Origin of the sequence: Massilia eburnea, from assembly GCF_009720745.1 — a bacterium.
Taxonomy (GTDB): domain Bacteria; phylum Pseudomonadota; class Gammaproteobacteria; order Burkholderiales; family Burkholderiaceae_D; genus Rugamonas; species Rugamonas eburnea.
The window spans coordinates 41381-61283 of record NZ_WNKX01000005.1 but is presented as its reverse complement, the minus strand read 5'-3'; the positions used below and the strand labels follow the sequence as shown (position 1 = coordinate 61283).

Sequence of the window (19903 nt, the reverse complement as noted above, 5' to 3'; positions counted from 1 at the left end):
TTATTTCCCCGCCTCGGCCAACAGGCGCGGCTCGGTTTCAGCGCCCGGTTCCGCCAGGCGGATGAAGGTTCTTGGTCCGGCTACACCGTCGGCCTTGAGGCCCTGGGCAAGCTGGAACTCGCGCAAGTATCGCAAAGTTTCACCTGCGAGTGGCTGGTTATCATGCGGTTTCTTGACCCCGTTCACTTGCGCCAGGCGGCGTGCCAGCCAATCGACGTCCGGGCCTTTGTCGCCTGTAGTGATTTCTTCGCGCCAGATGCGCGGGGCGCGCCAGAACGTGGTGAAGGTGCCGTCGAAGCTGGCTTCCAGCGTATCCACCGGGACGGTTTCAATGCCGCGGACGCCGACTAGCGTGGCTCTTTTGTCGTCGAGGGCGGTGAGCAGGACATTGCGCGGCAGCGATTGCCCATCGCGCAGTTTGATGATGACGGGGCGGTCAAGCTGGCGGATTTCGTCCAGGCCGCCCTTGGCCTGCAAGCAGCGCAAGTTGTGCTTGACGGCTTCGGCACAGCCTTCGCCTTCGGCCAGCTGTACGTTCCATTTCGCCGCCAGCTGGCTCAGGGCGGCGTCCATTGTCAGGCGCGTCGGCGCAGGAGCTTCCACCGGCATGGCGCCGGCTTCCGGCGCGCCAGCGGCCGGTGCGGGCGGTGGCAGGGTTACGGTGGCGCGTGCAGCGGCACCTTTCGCTGCCGATGCCGGCGCGGCAGCAGGCGACAAGGCCGGCGCGCGCGCGGACGGCATCATCTGCCACGCCGCTGCGGCGGTCAGTGCGGCGCTGGCCAGCGCACATGCGCCAGCAATGTGCCATGGGCGAATACGGGCTGGGGCGGCTTCGCCGGCAAATACTTCTTCCGCAGCGCGGCGCAGGATCGTGGCGTTCACCTGCGCGCGGTTCTCGACGTAGGCGCCCAGCAAAGCGCGGTCGCACAGCAGGTTGATACGCCGCGGCACGCCTTTGCTTAACTGGTGAATGCGGCGCAGCAGCGCAAACGGGAACAGCTCCTTTGCCCCAGCGCCAGCTACCGCCAGGCGGTGCTGGATATAGCTGCCGACTTCCGGCTCGGACAATGGCCCCAGGTGGTAGCGCGCAATCACGCGCTGCGCCAGCTGTTCGAGCTCGGGCCGGGCCAGCATCTGGCGCAGCTCCGGCTGGCCGATCAGGATGATCTGCAGCAGCTTGCGTTCGCTGGTCTCGAGGTTGGTCAGCAGGCGCAATTGCTCCAGCACGTCGGCCGACAGGTTTTGCGCCTCATCGATCACCAATACGTTGTTATGGCCCGCCGCATGCGATTCCAGCAGGTAGCTGTTGATCGCGTCGACATAGGACTTGACGCTGGCGCCCTCCGGCGCCACGCCGAATTCATCGCACACCGTCTGCAGCAGCTCTTCCACCGTCAATTTGGGGTTGAAGATGTAGGCCAGGCGGCAATCGGCGGGGATCTGCTCCATGAAACAGCGGCACACCGTGGTTTTGCCGGCGCCGATTTCACCGGTCAGCAGGACAAAGCCGCCGCCGCTGCCGACGCCATACAGCAAGTGGGCCAGCGCCTCGCGGTGCCGTTCGCTCATGAACAGGTATCGCGGGTCGGGGGCAATCGAAAACGGCTGCTGTTTGAGGTTGAAGTATTGCGTGTACATGGTCGGCGCCTAGCGCAGCGCGGGCGGCAATTGCTTGAATTTGGCGCAGTATATCTTGGAGCGCGTGTTGAAATAGACAATGCGGCTGCCCGGCTTGGACTCCCGCACCGGGTAGCGCGAAGTGTCGATTTTCGCATAGGCCAGGCCGTCCTGGTTCAGGATGGCCTTTTCCAGCTCTTCCGGCGTGGTATCGGTGACGGCGCCGACAAAGCTGTAGGGGTAGCTCTCATCGCTGATGATCACCTCCAGCACCGGGAAGCCCCAGAGGATGGCATCGTTGGTGCGAAACCAGTAGGCCCCGCCCTCCCGCTTGTAAGGACGCCCGAAATACTGGCTCAGGTAATCGAAATAGTAACGGTTGCTGGTCTGGTCGCGGCATAGCAGGCCGTTGCCGACCACGTCGCCGAAATGGGAAGGCGGCGCCGCCTGCGCCAGGGAACCGGCGGCCAGCAGGCCCGCCGCAAGGATGCGCAAACAGGGCATTACTTACAGTTTCTGGAACCAGGCACGGTTCGCGCTGATCTTGGCCTTGGCCGATGGCGGCAGCGCTTCGTAACAGCCAGGGTATTGCTTAAGGGAACCCTCACGGATCTCCTTCTGCAAGCCATTGATCAGGAACACGTATACCGTTCCGCCCTGGTCGGTCTTTTTGGTTCCCAAGTACTTGATCATAAGTGTCTCTCCTGACGAGCATTATGACATTTCAAGGCGAAATCACAACTTTTTGGCCGATGGCGCGTGCATTTCAGTATCGAAAAAATGCAGTTTGCCCCCCGTTTTTGCGCGTCTGTCTTTTTCCGGGCCAGCGCCGCGGCCGATTCGCCTATCGTTGCAGCATCACCAAACCTGAACAGTGACATTAAAAATGAACAAGCTGATCACCTACGGCACCGCCCTGTCCCTGATCGCGCTGGGCGTCTCCGCCCTGCACGCCAGCCCTTCCGAGAGCGAAAAAAAGGCCGACTACACCCCTACCCGGGAAAGCCGCCCGGTGACGGCGTTCTCGCGCATTGAAGTCGACGGCCCTTATAAAGTGCTGATCGATGCTCAGGGCGCACCGGCCGTTGAGGTCAGCGGCCCGAAACGCGAGTTGGCGCAGCTGGAAACCGTGGTCCAGGGCGATACCCTGCATGTGCGTCCCCTGCGCCGCAACCACTGGGTCTTCGGCTTCGGCAGGCAGCATGAGCCGGTGATCGTGAAAATCAACGCCCAAGGCCTGAAGGCCCTGAGCAACAGCGGCAGCGGCGACGTGGAACTGGAGCACGTCGATGGCAGCGAGCTGAAACTGATCTCGACCGGCCCCGGCGACCTGAGTGCATCGGGCAGCGCGACCGAACTGACCGTGAAGTCCAGCGGCAGCGGCGAAATGCACCTGCACCGCATGCGCGCCACCAATGTCAACCTGGTCATGACCGGCCCTGGCGACGTCAGCGCACCATCCATCAGCGGCGACTTCAATGCAGTCTTGTCCGGCTCGGGCGACCTGGAAGCGGACGACGTGCGCGCCAACAAGGTCAACGCCGCGATGAATGGCCCTGGCTCGGTTGAACTGCGCGGCAGCAGCAAGGATATCCGTGTCGAAGTCTCCGGCTCGGGCGACCTGGAAGCCTGCAGCCTGCAGGTGGAGAACGTCAGCGCCATGCTGAATGGACCCGGCAACGCCTGCCTGAGCGGCACCATCAAGAAATTCGACGCCGAAGTGCACGGTTCCGGCGACCTGGAAGCGCGCGGCCTGCAAACCCAGAACACCCGCGTCAACCTGAGCGGCCCTGGCAGCATGAACCTGTCCGGCAGCGCCGAGACCCTGAGTGCCGAAGTCAGCGGATCGGGCGACCTCGATGCCAAAGGGCTGAAGGTGGCCAAGGCCATCACGCGCAGCCGCGGCCCGGGCAACGTCTTCCTGAGCAAGGTAAGCGATTCGCTGGATGTGGAAGTGCGCGGCTCCGGCGACCTGCAGGCCGAACCTGAGTGCAAGAACGTGAAAGTGAGCATGAGCGGCCCTGGCGGCGTGCAGCTGCGCGGCTGGACCGGCGCCCTCAGCGCCAGCGTGACCGGCCCCGGCAACCTGGATGCGCGCGACATGCTGGCCAAGCAGGCCGAGGTCAATGTGAACGGTCCGGGTAATGCCACCGTCAACGTACAAGGCAAAGTGGCCGCCCAAGGCCAGCAACTGGACTCCGATAAACAGCGTGTGGTGACAGTCGACCGTCGCGGCGCCCACACCGAATGATTGACGACATCGCTGCTGACGCCTAAGGCGCCGGCAGCGATTAGCTGTGTTCCTCCTGCCCGGCTCTCACCCAGCCGGGCTTTTTTTCGCCCGCACGATCACTTTGGCAGCAGCAGTCCATACCAAAGTGCATACCATTTTCAGCCCAATTTATTCCCATAATATTCAATGAGTTACAGCTTATTGACCTTGTTTAGCTGCCAGCCTAAACAATACCAGTTAAATACCTGTTGACAAGCTGGTGTGCTCCTCATATAGTCGCCACAGTTCTTTTCATCCCTTTGAAAAATGATCGAATTCCTGATTGGTGTGGACGGCGGCGGCAGCGGAACCCGTGTGCGCCTGGCCGGTATCGACGGCCAGCCGCTGGGTGAAGGCCAGGCCGGTCCATCCGCCCTGCTGCATGGTATTAAGAATGCCTGGGCCGCCGTCGAGGAAGCCATGGCGCTCGCCTTCGGCGCAGCTGGTATTGTCCAGCCGGCGCGCGAGCGCATTGCCATCGGCCTGGGATTGGCCGGCGTCCATAACAAGCAGTGGGCCGCCAATTTCGTGGCCGCCAACCCTGGCTATGCCGCGGTGGCGCTGGAAACCGATGCTTTCACCACCGTGCTGGGCGCGCATGAAGGACGTCCCGGCGCCATCATCGCCCTGGGCACAGGCAGCGTGGGCGAAATCCTGCATGTCGACGGCTCGCGCCATGAAGTCGGCGGCTGGGGCTTCCCTTCCGGCGACGAAGCCGGCGGCGCCTGGATCGGCATGAAGGCGATCAACCATGTACAGCAAGTGATCGACGGCCGCGTGCCGGGCAACGGCTTTGCCGACGCGGTGGCCGAGGCCTGCGGCGGCAGCCGTGACCGGATCCAGGTCTGGCTGGCGAATGCTTCACAGACCGCCTATGCGCAACTGGCGCGCATCGTCCTGCAGCATGCGCACAGCGACACAGTGGCGCGCGCCATCCTGGAAGACGCGGGGCGGCAAGTAGCGCTGATTGCGCATGGCCTGGACCCGAGTGCGTCCTTGCCGATCGCCTTGTGCGGCGGGCTTGGCGAGCCGCTGCGCCCTTACTTGCCGCCTGACCTGCAGCAGCGCATCGTATCGCCCAAGGGCGATTCCGCCGCCGGCGGCCTGCGCCTGATCCAACAACATTTGAAGGAGTAGCACGTGCTTTCCCAAATGAGCGATTTCCGGCCTGACGCCGACAGCGATACCCCTCTGTACATGCAGTTGGCGAACAAGCTGTCCGACGGCATCGCCAGCGGCGACTGGCGCGCCAATGAGGCACTGCCTTCCGAACGGGTGCTGTCGGAAATGCTCAATATCTCGCGGGTGACCGCGCGCAAGGCCATCGACATGCTGTGCGCCCGCGGCATGCTGACGCGGCGGCGCGGATCCGGAACTTACATCACGCCCAAGCTGGAACAGCCGCTGTCGCGCCTGACCAGTTTTTCGGAAGAGCTGCGCCAGCGCGGCTTTACCGCCGGTTCGCGCTGGCTGCAGCGCGAGATCGGAATCGCGGCGCCGCTGGAGCTGCTGTCGCTCGGCCTGTCGCCGAACATGCCGGTGGCGCGCCTGAAGCGCTTGCGTACCGCCGATGACGTGGTGATGGCAATCGAGACCTCGACCATTCCGGCCACCTACATGCCCGACCCGGGCACGGTGCACGGCTCCCTGTACGGCTACCTGGAGGCCACCGGCAATGTGCCGATGCGCGCGCTGCAGCACATCCGCGCCATCAATGCCAATGCCGAACAAGCCCGCCTGGCCAATATCGCCCCCGGCACCGCCATGCTGCACATCACGCGCGTGAGCTACCTGGAAAACGGCGCGGCAGTCGAACTGACCCACTCCTTCTGCCGGAGTGACTATTATGAATTTGTAGCGGAGTCGCGTCGATGAACGAGGCAATCAAAGGCAATATCCTGACCCCATCCGGCTGGCTGAACGGAACCATTTCCTTCGGCGAGCGGATCGAGGATGTGGCGGGCAGCAGCAGCGATCCAATGCTGAACAGCGATGACTACATCCTGCCCGGCTTTATCGACCTTCATGTACACGGCGGCGCGGGAAAAGATGTGATGGAAGGCGGCGACGCCGTGCACGCGATTGCCGCGATCCACGCGCGCCACGGCACGACTTCGATGCTGGCCACCACCATGACCGCCCCGCCCGAAGATATCGATGTGGCGCTGGCCGCCATCGGCAAGGCTGTGCGCCAGCGCGGCAAGGGCGAGGCACGCGTGCTGGGCGCCCACCTGGAAGGCCCGTATATCAACAGCGGCAAGCTGGGCGCGCAGCCGAACTTCGCGCGCGCCGCCACGATTGAGGAGGTGCATCGCCTGGAAAAGCTGGCGCCGATGCGCGTAATCACCGTAGCGCCCGAGATCTCCGGCCACCTGGAACTGGTGAGCGACCTGGCCAAGCACGGCGTACGGGTGCAGATCGGCCACACGCTCGGTTCTTATGAAGAAGGCGTGGCTGCGCTGGACCATGGCGCCACCGGCTTCACCCACCTGTTCAACGCCATGAGCGGCCTGCACCACCGCGAGCCCGGCATGGTCGGCGCGGCGCTGGCGCATGCTGAATTCGCTGAGCTGATTCCGGACTTGCTGCACGTGCACCCGGGTGCGATCAAGGGCGCGCTGCGCGCCATCCCGCGCCTGTATTGCGTGACCGACTCCACCGCAGCCACCGGCATGCCGGACGGCGAGTACATGCTGGGCCGCCACGTGGTCCATAAATGCATGGGCGGCGTGCGCCTGCCCGACGGCACCCTGGCCGGCTCCACGCTGACGCTGGACCAGGCCCTGCGCAACCTGGTCGGACTGGGCCTCGACCTGGCCGACGCCTCCAAACGAGTTTCCACCCATGCAGCTGATTACCTCGGCTTGCAGGACCGCGGCCGCCTGGCACGCGGCGCGTATGCCGACCTGGTCGTGATGGACCGGGACCTGAAACTGAAAGCCGTTTATATCGAAGGAGAACGTTGTGACCTCAATGATGCTTAAAGAAGCCCTGTCTGCCGCCGACTGCGTAGAACAGCAGCTGGCGCAGGACACCGACCGCTACGCGGAGCTGGGCCGCAAACTGAGGAGCACGCCGTTCAACTCCGCGCTGACCGTGGCACGCGGCAGCTCGGACCATGCCTGCAACTACATCGCCTACCTGATAATGTCGCGCCTGGGGCGCGTGGTCGCGTCGCTGCCGATGTCGCTGGTGACCCTGCACAAATCGCCGCTGATCACGCGCGACACCCTGGTGGTGTCGGTCTCGCAATCGGGGCAGAGCCCGGACGTGGTGGAACCGATCCGCTACTTCCGCGACGGCGGCGCGACCACCGTGGCGCTGGTCAACGATACCGATTCGCCGCTGGCGCACAGCGCTGAATGGGCGATGCCCCTGCGCGCGGGCAAAGAGCAAAGCGTGGCCGCCACCAAGAGCTTCATTACCTCCCTGGTCGCCGGCGCGCGCATGGTGGCGCACTGGCAGAACGATCCGGAATTGCTGGAAGGCCTGGCGGCGCTGCCTGCCGCGCTGCGCGCAGCTTGCGAGGTGGACTGGTCGCCTGCGATTGAAGTGCTGGCGCCTGCCCGCAACATCATGGTCGTTGGCCGCGGCATCAGCTTCCCGGTGGCGCTGGAAGCCTCGTTGAAATTCAAGGAGACCTCGGCGCTGCAGGCGGAAGCCTTTTCCGGCGCCGAAATCAAGCATGGCCCGATGGCGCTGATCGATGAAGGCTATCCACTGCTGATCTTCGCAACGCGCGGCCCGACCCAGGCCGGCTTGCTGGCACTGGCGGAAGAAATGCGCGGCCGCGGCGCGCGCGTCCTGCTGGCTGCCCCGGAAGACGTGGCTTCGCGCGACCTGACGCTGCCGGTCGCGGCGACGCCGGACCTGGACCCGATCGTTGCGATCCAGGCCTTCTATGTGATGGCGGCCAAGCTGTCCGCAGCGCGCGGGCTCGATCCGGACCGCCCACGGCACCTGAACAAAGTCACCAAGACCCATTGACCGCGCGGCAAGGACGGAGCTTTACATGAGCACACAAGCATTACGAAAAATCGCGGGCCAACTCATCATGATCCGCTTCCCTGGCACGGTGCTGGACCAGGCGACGGCTGATTTCATCCGCGCCAACGGCATTCGCGGCGTGTGCCTCTTCCGCGGCAATATGACCGACTCGGCGCAACTGGCCAAGCTGACTGCCGACCTGCGCGAAGCGATGGGCCCGAATGCGCTGATCGCCATCGACCAGGAAGGTGGCGCCGTGGTGCGCTCGACCTGGGTGCCAGCGCCGCCAGCGGCCATGGGCCTGGGCGCCGCCGACGATGCCGACCTGGCCTACCGCACCGGCGCTGCCGTGGCGCGCGCTGCCAAGTCCCTCGGCTTCAACTGGAACTTCGCGCCCGTGCTGGACTTGAACAACAATCCAAACAACCCGGTGATCGCCGAGCGTTCCTTTGGCGCCGAGCCGGCGCGCGCCGTTGAACTGGCGATGGCCTGGATGGCCGGCAGCCACGCCGAAGGGGTGGCCTGCTGCGTCAAGCACTTCCCCGGCCACGGTGATACCCACGTCGATTCGCACCGCGACCTGCCGACCGTCGACAAGGCGCTGCCGCAACTCGATGCGCTGGAACTGGCGCCCTTCCGCGCCGCCGCGCCGGTGGCGCCGGCCATGATGACCGCGCACATCGTCTATCCTGCCATCGACGCCGACAATCCAGCCACCATGTCGCCCGCCATCCTGGACGGCATCCTGCGCAAGCAGTGGAATTACAAAGGCGTGATCATCACCGACGGCATGGACATGCACGCCATCGCTGGCCGCTATGGCGTGGGCAACGCCGCCGTGCGCGCCCTGCTGGCGGGAGCCGACATGGTCATGGCGCTCGGCACGCCCGAAACGCAAAATGAAACGCTGGACGCCATTGCCGCCGCGCTGGCCGACGGGTCCCTGTCGCAAGCCGCCGTCGATGAACGCCTTGCGCGCCTGAACGCACTGGCGCAAGCTTACCCTTGCCAGCAGCGCTCCTATAAGGAAGATGCTGCCGACCGCGTCATCATGGCCGAAGGCTGGCGCCGCGCCCTCACCGCGCGCGGCAATCCGCAGCGTCCTGCTCCCGGCAGCAAGCTGCGCCTGGTCGTGCGCCAGGACGTGGTGAGCGACGGCGTATCCGAAGCCGGCGTGCCTGCAGCCACGGTGGCTGCTTCGCTCGGCAAGCTGTTCGACGTGGAGCTGGTCACCTTCGCCGACGCCAACACCTTCGACTGGTCGTCGCTGCCGCAAGACGGCCGCTTTACGGTGCTCGCCTCCACCTCGCGCCTGCGCTACGGCGACAACGCCCGCCGCAACTGGACGCCGGACTTGCACCTGGCGCTGTGGAACCCTTACCAGGCGCTGGACATCCAGTCGCCGGCCCTGATGACTTATGGCTTCGCCGCGCCGGCACTGGAAGCTGTCAACGCCTGGCTGTCGGGCGAACTGGAAGCCACCGGCCGCTGCCCGGTTCCCGGCTTTGCCTGAAGCTCAAGGAGACAAGATGGACGCTGCACGCCATAACCCGCTGAAGTGGATCCCTTCGCTGTACCTGGCGCAGGGCCTGCCCTACTTCGCCATTGCCCTGGTCTTTGGCCAGATGATGAAGAGCATGAACATGCCGAACACCGAGATCACGCACTGGCTCGGCTTCCTGGGCGCGGCGTGGATCTTCAAGCCCTTGTGGAGTCCCTTCCTCGAACTGGCTCCGAGCAAGAAGCTCGTCGTGGTGAGCTTGCAGCTGTTTGGCGGCGTTTGCCTGGGCCTGGTGGCGCTGGCGCTGCACTTCCCGTTCTGGCTCAGCGCCAGCATCGGCGTGCTGTTCCTGGTCTCGATTGCCTCCGCCACGCACGATATTTCCTGCGATGGCCTGTACATCGCCAGCCTGACCAAGAAGGAGCAGGCGGTATATGCCGGCTGGACTGGAACCTTCTTCAACGCCGGGCGGTTCCTGGCGCAAGGCGGCCTGCTGATGCTGGCCGGTTACCTGGAAAAGACGCAGGGCGTTACCTCGGCCTGGACCGTCATCTTCGGCATTCTCGGCCTGACCATGTGCGCGCTGGGAGCCTACAACTTCTGGGCGCTGCCGCTCAGTCCCAATGCGCGCCTGGAAGACCACACCGTTGCCGGCGTCACGCGCACGCTGGAGGAAGTGATCATCGACTACTTCCGCAAGCCCGGCATCTGGATCTCGCTCCTGTTCATCATCCTGTTCCGCGCCGGCGAGGCGCAAGTGCAGACCATCGGACCGCTGTTCCTGCGCGACGCGCGCGCAGCGGGCGGCCTGGCACTGAGCACCGCCGAGGTGGGCGCCGTCTACGGGACCAGCGGAACTATCGCTTTCATCATCGGCTCCATCGCCGGCGGTTACTTCACATCATGGCTTAGCCTGCGCCGTGCGATCCTGTTCCTGATCCTGGCGATGAACCTGCCCAACCTGGTTTTCTATTTCCTGTCGCACTCCCTGCCGACCGACCTGACCACCATCGGCGTCGCGCTGAGCGTGGAAATGTTCGGCTATGGCTTCGGCTTCGTGGGCGTGATCCTGTACATGATGCAGGTGGTCGCGCCGGGCAAATACACGACTGCACACTACGCTTTCTCCACCGGCGTGATGCAACTGGGCTTTGTGCTGTTCCGCTGGGTCAGCGGCGATATCCAGACAGCGCTGGGCTACAAGAACTTCTTCGTCTGGGTGCTGTTGGCTGCGATTCCGGTCGCCATCCTGTCGCAATTCATCCCGATGGAGTCGCGGGAAAAGGCCACCGGGGACGCCGAACTCGAAGCGGCCTGACGGCTGGCGCCTGAGCGTTGCGTGCAGTTCGAGGCAGAAGGCTGCGCGTTCGGCGCTCCGTGAGGTTTCGTTACAATTGCCCCCTTCAGAAAAGGGGTCCCATGGCGAAATTATGGGAGAATAGACGTTTGCCTCAACCACAATAAGGATCACATACCATGACCCAATACCGTTTCGCACGTATCGGCCTGCTGCTGGCAGCGATTGGCCTGGGCGCCGTCCCGGCGCTGGTGCAGACCGCACATGCGGAAGACAAAAAGGCCGAAGCGCAGCAGGAGACCGTGCGCAAGGATATGGTCAAATTCCTGGACGGTAAAACCCTCGGCCCACTGCTGGAAGCCAAGAAGTACAGCGAAGCGTCTGCCCTGATCGACCAGGCTGACGCCATGCCGAACAAGACGCCGTACGAGCAATACATCATCAACCGCATGCGCCTGGCCGTGGCGCTGGGCATGAACGATAAGCCAAAGCTGATCGAAATGCTGGAATCGATGATCGCCTCCGGCCGCCTGGAACCCGCCGAAAAAGCCAAGTTCACCCAAGCGCTGGCTGGCTACTACCAGGAACAGAAGAACTATCCTAAGACCATCGAAAACCTGCAGAAGTACGGCGAAATGTCCGGCGACACGAAAGTGCCGCGCCAGATCATGGCAATCCGCTTCGAATCGGGCGACTACAAGGGCGTGCAGGCCGACCTGCTGAAAAAGCTGGACGAGAGCATCAAGACCAAGCAGCCGATGACCCGCGAAGAACTGCACATGCTGGCCGACGCGTCGCACCGCCTGAAGGACAAGGCGAACTACCTGGTCGCGCTGGAAGGCCTGGTGCGCTGGCATCCGCTTGACCGCTACTGGTCGGACATGCTGTACCGCACCCGCGGCAAGGAAAACTACAACACCCGCTTCTCGGCTGACATCGTACGCCTGCAGAAAGTGGCCACCACCAAGATGGAAGAGCAGGACTACATCGAACTGGCCGAAATCGACCAGCTGGAAGGCCAGTTCATCGAAGGCAAGGCCGTGCTGGATGCCGGTATCGCCAACGGCGCTGTGACCATGAACGCCAAGGTCAAGAAGCTGAAAGCCGAGTTGGATAAGCAGGCTGCCGACGACATGAAGAACATCGCTGCCAGCGAAACTTCGGCACGTAAAGCCAAGAATGGCACCGGCCTGGTGAACCTGGGCTACGCCTTCGTGACCATGGGCCAGTACGACAAAGGCCTGCAGCTGATCCAGGACGGCATTGCCAAGGGCGGCCTGAAAAACGCCGAAGACGCCAAACTGCGCCTGGGCTATTCCTACGCGATGGCCGGCAAGAAGGATGAAGCCATCAAGATCCTGGAAACCGTGCAGGGCAACGACGGCCGTGCCGACCTGGCGCGCTACTGGATCCTGTGGGTCAACCGTCCATACCCAGCGACTGTAGGCGAGGACGACAACAAGAAGGGTTAAACCTTCCGTCCCAAGGGACAGCACAAAGCGGGAACGGCTTTCGAGTCTTCCCGCTTTTTTTACGACTGTTTTACGACGATAAGGGGCGATTCAATTGGATCACTCTTGCCGCAACCGGTTTTCTAAGCTGTAATGTCGTTTTGCCCCGGTTACCGAAAGTGCAACACGCCATGCCAGACTGCCAGCCAGCGGACAGGTTCCTGCAATCCCTCCGCGAGCCACTGCTGAATTACGACGTCTACCAGGAGAATTTCTGCAGCCAGCTCGAGACTTTCGAGCATGTGCGGGAACGCCTGCAACAGCCGCCGGAGCAAGTCGCGCAGATCCCCCTGTTTAACCTGATGCATGCGACGCAGCGCCTGGCAATGGACGCCTGCAGCCACCTGGCCAACTGCTACAGCGGCGGCCATGATATCGGCGAACTGCAAGCGTTCTACGAGCAGGCGGTGGAGCATTGGGAAACCTATGCCCATTACAACCAGGCATACAACAATAGCGACAAGCGGGACACGCCATGGGCGCATTTTGCACTGGCCGGGCCGGATTACCGCCACGCGCTGGCGATGGTCTGCTTCGGCATCCTGCTTGGAAGACAGCAGCTGTTGCCGCGCCTCGCCCCCCTGATCGACTACTGCAACGAGAAGCGCGACGCCCTGCTTGAACGCTTGCTCGACCACTGCATCGGCGGCCGCGATGTGGAGGCCAGCACCTGCCGCCGCAACCTGCCCTATTCGAACGCAATGCCGGTGTTTGCGGCGCCCCATGCCGAACGTCCGACCTTGATGGCCAACTACCTCGCCGCGTGGTACCAGGCCAGCCGCCGCGAAGACTATTATGACCGCCATACTTCGGGTTACCAGTTCGTGGGCTATTGGGCGTGGGAAGCTGCCGCCATCACCCTGGTGCTCGGTATCGATGATGCGAGCTATCGTCACCTGCCCTACTATCCAAAAGACATGGTCGACTTTGCGCGGCAGGCCAATGCCTGCAAGCTTGCGGCCTATGTGGCGCCTCCCCAGCGATTTCCTGGTGACTTGTCTTTTGCAAGGATGGCGATTCAATTGAATCACTCTTGCTTATAGAGAATTTCTAGGCTGTAATGGCGGTCGTTATGGTTATCGAAATCACAATGACATGCTGGATCGCCTCACCCAAGATACACGCCTGCTGCGGCTGACCACGCCGCAAGGCGCCGCGCAGTTGCTGGTCGAATGCGTGCGCGGCGAAGAGGCGATCGGCAAGCCGTTCGCCTTCGACATTTCAACTCTCTCCACTGACACCGCCATTCCGCTGAAGTCCCTGCTTGGCCAGCCGGCATTGCTGGAACTGGTGACCGCGGGCGGAGCTGCGGCCCTGCGTCCTTTCCACGGCCATATCACGGCCATTGAATTGAGCGCATCCAATGGCGGACTGGCGCGCTACGCCGTGCGCCTGGAACCCTGGACAGCATTCCTCGCCCATAACCGCGACAGCCGCATTTTCCAGGACATGTCGGTCTGCGACATCCTCGACGCAGTGCTGGGCAGTTGGCAGGGCCAGGGCAAGCTGGTGCCGGAGTGGCGCTTCGAGCTGGCCGACCGCTCGGTTTATCCAAAGCGCAGCCTGTGCACGCAATACCAGGAAAGCGACTGGGGCTTCGCCGAACGCCTGATGGCGGAAGAAGGCCTGTTCTATTTCTACGAGCACCGCAGCGACGGCCATGTGCTGGTGATCGCCGACCACAATGGCGCCTTCCAGCCGAACGCGCAGGCGGCCGTGCGCTTCACCCAGCCCGGCGCCGTCATGCGCGAGGACAGCATGGACCGCTGGCGCATGCAGGCAAGCCTGCTCACCAGCGAAGTTGCGCTGCAAAGCTGGGATTACCGCACACTCGACCGGCGTGCCGCCAATGCTGGCGGCGCCGGCGGCGGCGATATTTCATTGGGTGCACGCGAGGTTCCGGGCGCCTATGCCTACAGCAGCCGCGAACATGGCCAACGGCTGGCCGAACGCCGCCTGCAGGCGCTCGACGTCGCGCGCGCCAATGTGACCGGCGCCGGCACCGTGCGCACCATGGCGCCTGCAACACGCTTTGCGCTGCTGGGCGAACCGGTGACTGGCGAAAGCGGCGACTTCATCGCCGTACGCGTGCTGCACCTGATGCATAACAACCTGGCCGCGCAAATGCGCTCGAATATCCAGCGCGAGCTCGGACAGGCCGCGCTGCAACTGCTGAATGACGCCGACCTGGCCGAAAGCCGTCACGCCGTTGGATCAGCCATCGCTGAACGCCCCCTGTACCGCAACCGCATTGACGCCATCAATGCCGAGCTGCCCTACCGCAGCACCGCGCCATGGAAGCGCCCTACCGTGCAAGGCCAGCAGACCGCTATCGTGGTCGGGCCATCCGGTGCGCCTGTGTTCACCGACCGCGATCACCGCGTAAAAGTGCAGTTCCACTGGCAGCGCGGCGATAACAGCCATAGCCGCCTGGCGCCCTCGCTGCAGGCTGGCGACAGCGGAGCCCCGGCCGACGACAGTGCAGGCACCTGGGTGCGCGTAGCCACGCCGCTGGCGCCCATCGCTGGCGCCAACTGGGGCAGCAATGCGCTGCCGCGTGTAGGCCAGGAAGTGCTGGTCGACTTCCTTGAAGGCGACATCGACCGCCCCGTGATCATCGGCGCCTTGTATAACGGTGAAGGCCAGGCCGATGCGCAGCACAACAAGATCGGCGCTGGGACTGGCGCAGCCACCGGCAATGCGCCGGCATGGTTCCCCGGCGAAGCAGGCGGCCACGCTCACCCTGCCGCGCTGTCCGGTCTGAAAAGCCAGGCGATGCAAAGCAGCCAGGCCGGAGCTGGCGCCTACAGCCAATTGGTGTTTGACGACACACCGGGCCAGGCGCGCGTGGCTTTGCAGCGCCACGCCAAGCCGCACCAGGGCACGGCGGAGCTGAACCTGGGGCACTTGCGCCACCAGACCGACAACCAGCGCCTGCATCCTGTCGGCTTCGGCGCGGAGCTGAAGACTGAGCACGCGCTCGCTGTTCGCGCTGGCAAAGGCATGCTTCTGACGTCGCACAGTGCACGAGGCGGCAGCGGCCAAGTCCTTGATGCCCGCTCTGCACAAGGCCAGGTGCAAAGCGCTTTGCAGTTGCAAATGTCGCTGGCGGACCAGGCCAAGGTCCACCGCGCGGATTTGCCAGAACAGGAAAAAACGGAAAAACTCCCTGTCACGGCAGGGCTTCAACATACATCGAAGACCTTAGCGACGCACTCCAATTCCGGCGCCACGGCATTCGACAGTCCGTTGCTCCAGTTCGACAGCCCGGCAGGCATTGTCGCTGCGACGCCAACAAGCGCCGTGCTTGCCTCAGATAACGCCGGCAGCCTGACATCCAGCCACGACATCAACTTTGCGGCACAAGCAAACCTGCTGCATTCCTCGGCACGCGGCATCAGCCTGTTCACGTACGGCAAAGCCAGCGACAAGGAAAAGCCCAACCAGGAAACCGGTGTGCATCTGCACGCGGCCAGCGGAAAGTTCAGCAGCCAGAGTCAGGATGCCCCGACAACCCTGACCGCCGACAAGGCAGTCTCGGTTGCCAGTATCAACGCCGAAGTGAACATCGCTGCCAAGCAGCACGTGCTGCTGACGACCCAAGGTGCGGCGATCCGCATCGAGGGCGGCAATATCACCCTGAACGCACCTGGAAAAGTCGAATTCAAAGCCAGCATGAAGGACCTGGGCGGGCCAATGGATTCAAGCGTCAACTTGCCGCCATTGCCTAAACTGGCCACGACGAATTATCCCGATAAGTTCAGCAACCGCCTCGATATCCACGACCTCTTTGTCTTGCACCAGTTCGACGATGTCGCCTTCGCAGCCAAACGCATGGACGGACGGGCGGTAACTGGCAGCCTTGACCAGCATGGACGGTCGGACCAGATCTACACCAAAGGTGAAGAAGAAATCGAACTTCTCGTTGGCACGAGCCAGGGCGATTGGAACCTTATTTACGATTACGACGACGAGCAAGCATCATGAGCAACAAGGAAGCACCGTCTACAGACTTGGCCAGTGAGGTCAAAGTCAAACTCATCGACCCGCTCGGAAACAGCATTGAAGGACTGAAGTACCAGATCCGGGAAGGAGGCAAGATCGTTGCCAAGGGCGTCACTGACGGCAATGGAAGCATCACCAAATTCGTGTCGCGTGTCGGGGCGCAACTGGAGGTCTATGTCGAACGCTTCGCCAGCGATGGTATGAAGCAGATCAGGACATTGGTTCCGTGGGCCGAGAATTTTTCCGTCAAACTCGCCAGCGGCAAAGTGAAACAGACCATCAAGAGCACGACCGACAAAGGCAGCCCCGGCGAATACAAACGCAAAACGCACATCGTCAAGAGCGGCGACACCTTGTCCAAAATCGCAGCGAAGGAAGGCACAACCGCCGAGGCGATCGCGCGATTGAACGGCATGCGTGTGACCGACGTCCTTGCGATTGATCGCGTGCTTAAACTGCCGGTGGATAAACCAGCCCAGTCGCCGGCGCCTGCCGCAGCCCCGGCAGCCAAAGAATCGAAGGCGCCTATTCCGATCAAGCCAGAACCATCACGCGGTGAGAATGGAACTCCCAAAGAAACCGTCAACGCCAGTTGCGATAAGAGCGCCTGTATCAAGGTCGGAGATACTGGTCCGATTATCGAAGAACTGAACATCCGCCTGTTCGGGTTTGGCGGGACGATTGTCCCTGGCAAAAAATGGAACGAATTCACTGACAAGACTGCGGCGGCGGTCAAGCAGTTTCAAAAGGACTATATGGGTGTCACACCGACCGGCAGCGTGTGCGGCGGCGTCTTGCTCGCGTTGGACGAGTTCCTGCGCAAGTACCCCATCAGTCTGGCGACGATGAAATGCGAATGCAACAAATGCAATGGATTCGGCCATGGGTATACTGACTCATCCAAAGTCGAAATGTATGCGAACAAGGCAAAAAAGACGCACTACACCGGCACCGAATTCCCAGGCATGCACCGCGCCCTGGTATGGAGCATGCGCGCAGCGCAGTTCTACACGAAGGTAAAGGATGCCGAACTTGGTTTCCATTATTTGAAGATCGCGTCCGGGTACCGCTGCTGGCAGCATAACAAGCTGAAAGGCCGCCATACGACGAATCACATGGGGAATGCACTTGATTTGCAGTTCACCAAGGGAAGTGCGACGCGACGCTGTGAAGGCGCCGATGTTGACAAGATTCGTAGTGACATTTTCGTGAAGCGCTTAGGCGCGCAACTGGGATGGGGGGCCGTCAACAAATTATCGCTGGAGCGTGCGGAAGATGGTGCCACCAGCTGGGTACACGTAGACGTGCGCCAGTTTGGCACAGAATGGAAAGCAGACCGCTATTACGCCACCACCCAGGGCGGTGTCGACGGTATGCCATTGATTGAAATGGCACGACTGGAATCGCGCTTCAAATTGATTAACTGCGCGGGCGTCCCACCTTCTAAGGAAGAGGACAAGAAGCAGGCGGCGTCCGACCGAAAAGACGTATCCAATCTCGAGCTTTCGGACAAAGGATTAGCCTTCATTAAAGACTGGGAGAAGTTTGGCGAAAAACCCTACGACGATTCGGAAGGTTATTGCACCATCGGTTTCGGCAGCCTCATCGCAAAGAAAAAGTGCTCGGTACTGGCTGCGGAAAAGCACCCACGCTATGAAAAGTACAAGGACGGCATAACGAAAGACGCTGCGGAACGGCTACTGGCAGCAAATGTCGCTGGGACGGTCGAGGTGATCAAGGAATCCGTGTCAGTGCCACTTTACCAGCAAGAGTTTGATGCTCTGGTCAGCCTCGCCTTCAATACCGGAGGCATCAGTAAATTTCCAAAGCTGATGTCCAAGCTCAATACCAAAGACTACAGCGGTGCGTGCGATGAGTTCGCAGACATTACTAATCATGGCACTTCAGGTTTGGTAAAGCGCCGCAATGCAGAAATCAAAATGTTCAGGAACAATGTATATGATTCAACGCACTAAGAAATCGATTCAAATCCCAGCGCTGCTGGCTTTCGCCTTAACGATCTCCGGCGCAGGCGCCGCGGAACTAGCCGGAACCTGGAAATTCGAAAAAGTAGTCGATGCCCTCGATACCGCGAAAGTGGTCCCACCAATGAAATATTCGACCATCCAGATCGTCGGCAACCAGGTCGGCATGGGACAGAACTGCTTTGGACAATTACGCAAGACAGAGTTCGACTACCCAGCAGTGTTTCGCGCAATGCTTGATGCCGACCTCGAAGAAAAGGACTTGGCGCAATTCATGAAGAAAAACTTTGCGGTCGAATTGGGGAGCGATCCGGACTTCCATATGCTCGCCAAACCACCAGCTTGCCGCGACAAATTTGGTTTCGCTATCGTGGCCGGCGATAAGTTGTTGGTGCCATTTGCTGGACATACCGTATACAGCTTCGTGCGTAGTAACGGCCTGGAAGTCGCAGCAAATGATCCGCGACTTGATGGCCATCTTCAGACCCAGCTGCCGTTCAATCTGAATAATTTCTATGAGTTGTGTGGAAAGCAAATTGTGGGTCCTGATGGCAGAGTAAAGGACGGGGCAAAGTGTGCACCGGTCTATACGCCCTACATCGCCCGCAAAGGCGATGCGGGCAAGCTATCGCAATTGGTCGGCAATCACAACTACATGAAAGGTGGGGCTGAGTATAGCGACGACTATGCCCCGCCATTCGCCAAGAACTTGAACCCGGTCTACCTCGTTCTGCCACCGGCAAAAGATGTCTTAGTTCTGCGCGTTGAGGACATGGAGACTGGGCCCAAATCCCAGCGCAATACGATGGGAGGCGCCTACCTGACAATCAAAGGCGGGAAAGTCGTCGATCAATTGAACTCCGGCTGCAATATCGACGAACAGCACTTCTGCGTGGCGCAAGATGGGACAAAGCTCTATCAGCTTCAAGAAAGCGGAAAATTCTTGAAGCTCAAAACTTTGCCCTAAGGCCGGCGTCAGGCTTAAGCTCCTGACGCGACCTTCTCAAGTTTGCTGCGATTGTAGGCGCGGCATTCGTCTTTCTTCCAACGGCCTTCACAGACACGGATGCGGCATAGGGCTGCATCCTGTTTTTCCTGCTTCTTGCATTGTTCGAGCGCTTTAGGCAACGACAGGCGGGCATTGGCGGAAGTATCGAATTTGGCATGGGCGACCAGGGCGGCAAGCAATTCGACGTCGGTGTCCTGTTCCGGTGCAGCGGCGGCGATGGCCCTGTCGGATGTCCGCGCCGCCTTCTCTTTCACCGGTTTGTGGACCGGCTTGGCAGGCGCAGGCTTGGATGCTGGCGGAACCCCGCTTTCCAGCATTTGCGCCAGCGATTCCTTCGGCTTCACTTCAGGCGCCGGCGGCGCTTCGTCGATGATGGCAGCGACTGCTGGCGCGGCATCAGCTACTTGCGCGTCAACTGGAGCTTGCACTGGCGCGACAGGCGGCGCCGGCGATGGTGCAGGGGGCGGCGTTTGCGCGGCCGCGGCAATCGCTGCAGGCGGTTCGGCCTGGCCGTCGCCGAATTGGACGACCGCGATTGCGGCAGCAATGGCCAGCACGCTCAAACCGCCCACCAGCCACAGATGCTTGCGGCGCGGCGCCTCCTCTGCCGGCGTCAGTGCCGTCGCGAGGACAGGTTGATTCCCCAGAGAATTTTGCTGTTCTGCCGAAAGCAGGCTGGGGCGCCCTGCTGGCTTCCGGGTTTCGTTACTTGGTGACAA

The 19903-nt window shown here is 61.8% G+C and carries 16 protein-coding genes; 12 read left to right on the top strand and 4 right to left on the bottom strand.

Annotated elements, in window-relative coordinates; translation table 11 throughout:
* Genes GM658_RS08035 through GM658_RS08025 form a run of 3 tightly spaced genes read right to left on the bottom strand, consistent with a single transcriptional unit; the run spans nucleotide 1 to nucleotide 2310 of the window.
* Complete coding sequence (locus GM658_RS08035; protein WP_155453499.1) at nucleotides 1–1638, bottom strand: ExeA family protein; 1638 nt, start codon at nucleotides 1636–1638, stop codon at nucleotides 1–3.
* Nucleotides 1639–1647: 9 nt separating this feature from the next.
* A complete protein-coding gene (locus GM658_RS08030; protein WP_155453498.1) occupies nucleotides 1648–2121 on the bottom strand; it encodes a hypothetical protein in 474 nt (157 codons plus the stop codon).
* Nucleotides 2122–2124: 3 nt separating this feature from the next.
* A complete protein-coding gene (locus GM658_RS08025; protein ID WP_155453497.1) occupies nucleotides 2125–2310 on the bottom strand; it encodes a hypothetical protein in 186 nt (61 codons plus the stop codon).
* A gap of 193 nt (nucleotides 2311–2503) precedes the next feature.
* Here GM658_RS08025 and GM658_RS08020 point away from each other — a divergent pair, with 193 nt between their 5' ends.
* The 12 genes from GM658_RS08020 (at nucleotide 2504) to GM658_RS07965 (ending at nucleotide 19142) form a co-directional block, all read left to right on the top strand.
* A complete protein-coding gene (locus tag GM658_RS08020; protein WP_155453496.1) occupies nucleotides 2504–3868 on the top strand; it encodes a GIN domain-containing protein in 1365 nt (454 codons plus the stop codon).
* A gap of 288 nt (nucleotides 3869–4156) precedes the next feature.
* Nucleotides 4157–5026 (top strand): glucosamine kinase nucleotide-binding domain-containing protein, encoded by an 870-nt coding sequence (locus GM658_RS08015; RefSeq protein WP_155453495.1) that lies wholly within the window; start codon nucleotides 4157–4159, stop codon nucleotides 5024–5026.
* A gap of 3 nt (nucleotides 5027–5029) precedes the next feature.
* Complete coding sequence (locus GM658_RS08010) at nucleotides 5030–5764, top strand: GntR family transcriptional regulator (RefSeq protein WP_371865059.1); 735 nt, start codon at nucleotides 5030–5032, stop codon at nucleotides 5762–5764.
* On the top strand, nucleotides 5761–6873 hold the full coding sequence (gene nagA, locus GM658_RS08005; RefSeq protein ID WP_155453494.1) for an N-acetylglucosamine-6-phosphate deacetylase: 1113 nt from the start codon (nucleotides 5761–5763) through the stop codon (nucleotides 6871–6873). The genes GM658_RS08010 and nagA overlap by 4 nt, the downstream gene beginning before the upstream one ends.
* Nucleotides 6863–7876 (top strand): SIS domain-containing protein, encoded by a 1014-nt coding sequence (locus GM658_RS08000; protein ID WP_155453493.1) that lies wholly within the window; start codon nucleotides 6863–6865, stop codon nucleotides 7874–7876. The genes nagA and GM658_RS08000 overlap by 11 nt, the downstream gene beginning before the upstream one ends.
* Nucleotides 7877–7901: 25 nt before the next feature.
* Nucleotides 7902–9389 carry a beta-N-acetylhexosaminidase gene (nagZ, locus tag GM658_RS07995; protein WP_155453492.1) on the top strand — a complete coding sequence of 496 codons (1488 nt, stop codon included), beginning with the start codon at nucleotides 7902–7904 and terminating at the stop codon, nucleotides 9387–9389.
* Nucleotides 9390–9405: 16 nt separating this feature from the next.
* Nucleotides 9406–10695, top strand: a complete 1290-nt coding sequence (locus GM658_RS07990; RefSeq protein WP_155453491.1) for an MFS transporter — start codon at nucleotides 9406–9408, stop codon at nucleotides 10693–10695.
* Between the two features lie 158 nt (nucleotides 10696–10853).
* On the top strand, nucleotides 10854–12146 hold the full coding sequence (locus GM658_RS07985) for a tetratricopeptide repeat protein (RefSeq protein WP_155453490.1): 1293 nt from the start codon (nucleotides 10854–10856) through the stop codon (nucleotides 12144–12146).
* Between the two features lie 170 nt (nucleotides 12147–12316).
* Nucleotides 12317–13228: a PoNe immunity protein domain-containing protein gene (locus tag GM658_RS07980; RefSeq protein ID WP_155453489.1), complete on the top strand. Its 912-nt coding sequence runs from the start codon at nucleotides 12317–12319 to the stop codon at nucleotides 13226–13228.
* A 52-nt stretch (nucleotides 13229–13280) separates the two neighbouring features.
* On the top strand, nucleotides 13281–16172 hold the full coding sequence (locus GM658_RS07975) for a type VI secretion system Vgr family protein (protein WP_155453488.1): 2892 nt from the start codon (nucleotides 13281–13283) through the stop codon (nucleotides 16170–16172).
* Nucleotides 16169–18166, top strand: a complete 1998-nt coding sequence (locus GM658_RS07970; protein ID WP_155453487.1) for a glycoside hydrolase family protein — start codon at nucleotides 16169–16171, stop codon at nucleotides 18164–18166. The genes GM658_RS07975 and GM658_RS07970 overlap by 4 nt, the downstream gene beginning before the upstream one ends.
* On the top strand, nucleotides 18150–19142 hold the full coding sequence (locus GM658_RS07965; protein WP_155453486.1) for a hypothetical protein: 993 nt from the start codon (nucleotides 18150–18152) through the stop codon (nucleotides 19140–19142). The genes GM658_RS07970 and GM658_RS07965 overlap by 17 nt, the downstream gene beginning before the upstream one ends.
* A 14-nt stretch (nucleotides 19143–19156) precedes the next feature.
* Here the strand turns inward: GM658_RS07965 and GM658_RS07960 are convergent, their stop codons facing one another.
* Entirely contained in the window at nucleotides 19157–19903 is a 747-nt protein-coding gene (locus tag GM658_RS07960) for a hypothetical protein (RefSeq protein ID WP_155453485.1), read from the bottom strand.

Coding starts and splice junctions, on each gene's coding strand:
- GM658_RS08035 (WP_155453499.1), bottom strand. CDS start 1,638: ATGTACACGCAATACTTCAACCTCAAACAGCAGCCGTTTTCGATTGCC.
- GM658_RS08030 (WP_155453498.1), bottom strand. CDS start 2,121: ATGCCCTGTTTGCGCATCCTTGCGGCGGGCCTGCTGGCCGCCGGTTCC.
- GM658_RS08025 (WP_155453497.1), bottom strand. CDS start 2,310: ATGATCAAGTACTTGGGAACCAAAAAGACCGACCAGGGCGGAACGGTA.
- GM658_RS08020 (WP_155453496.1), top strand. CDS start 2,504: ATGAACAAGCTGATCACCTACGGCACCGCCCTGTCCCTGATCGCGCTG.
- GM658_RS08015 (WP_155453495.1), top strand. CDS start 4,157: ATGATCGAATTCCTGATTGGTGTGGACGGCGGCGGCAGCGGAACCCGT.
- nagA (WP_155453494.1), top strand. CDS start 5,761: ATGAACGAGGCAATCAAAGGCAATATCCTGACCCCATCCGGCTGGCTG.
- GM658_RS08000 (WP_155453493.1), top strand. CDS start 6,863: ATGATGCTTAAAGAAGCCCTGTCTGCCGCCGACTGCGTAGAACAGCAG.
- nagZ (WP_155453492.1), top strand. CDS start 7,902: ATGAGCACACAAGCATTACGAAAAATCGCGGGCCAACTCATCATGATC.
- GM658_RS07990 (WP_155453491.1), top strand. CDS start 9,406: ATGGACGCTGCACGCCATAACCCGCTGAAGTGGATCCCTTCGCTGTAC.
- GM658_RS07985 (WP_155453490.1), top strand. CDS start 10,854: ATGACCCAATACCGTTTCGCACGTATCGGCCTGCTGCTGGCAGCGATT.
- GM658_RS07980 (WP_155453489.1), top strand. CDS start 12,317: ATGCCAGACTGCCAGCCAGCGGACAGGTTCCTGCAATCCCTCCGCGAG.
- GM658_RS07975 (WP_155453488.1), top strand. CDS start 13,281: ATGCTGGATCGCCTCACCCAAGATACACGCCTGCTGCGGCTGACCACG.
- GM658_RS07970 (WP_155453487.1), top strand. CDS start 16,169: ATGAGCAACAAGGAAGCACCGTCTACAGACTTGGCCAGTGAGGTCAAA.
- GM658_RS07965 (WP_155453486.1), top strand. CDS start 18,150: ATGATTCAACGCACTAAGAAATCGATTCAAATCCCAGCGCTGCTGGCT.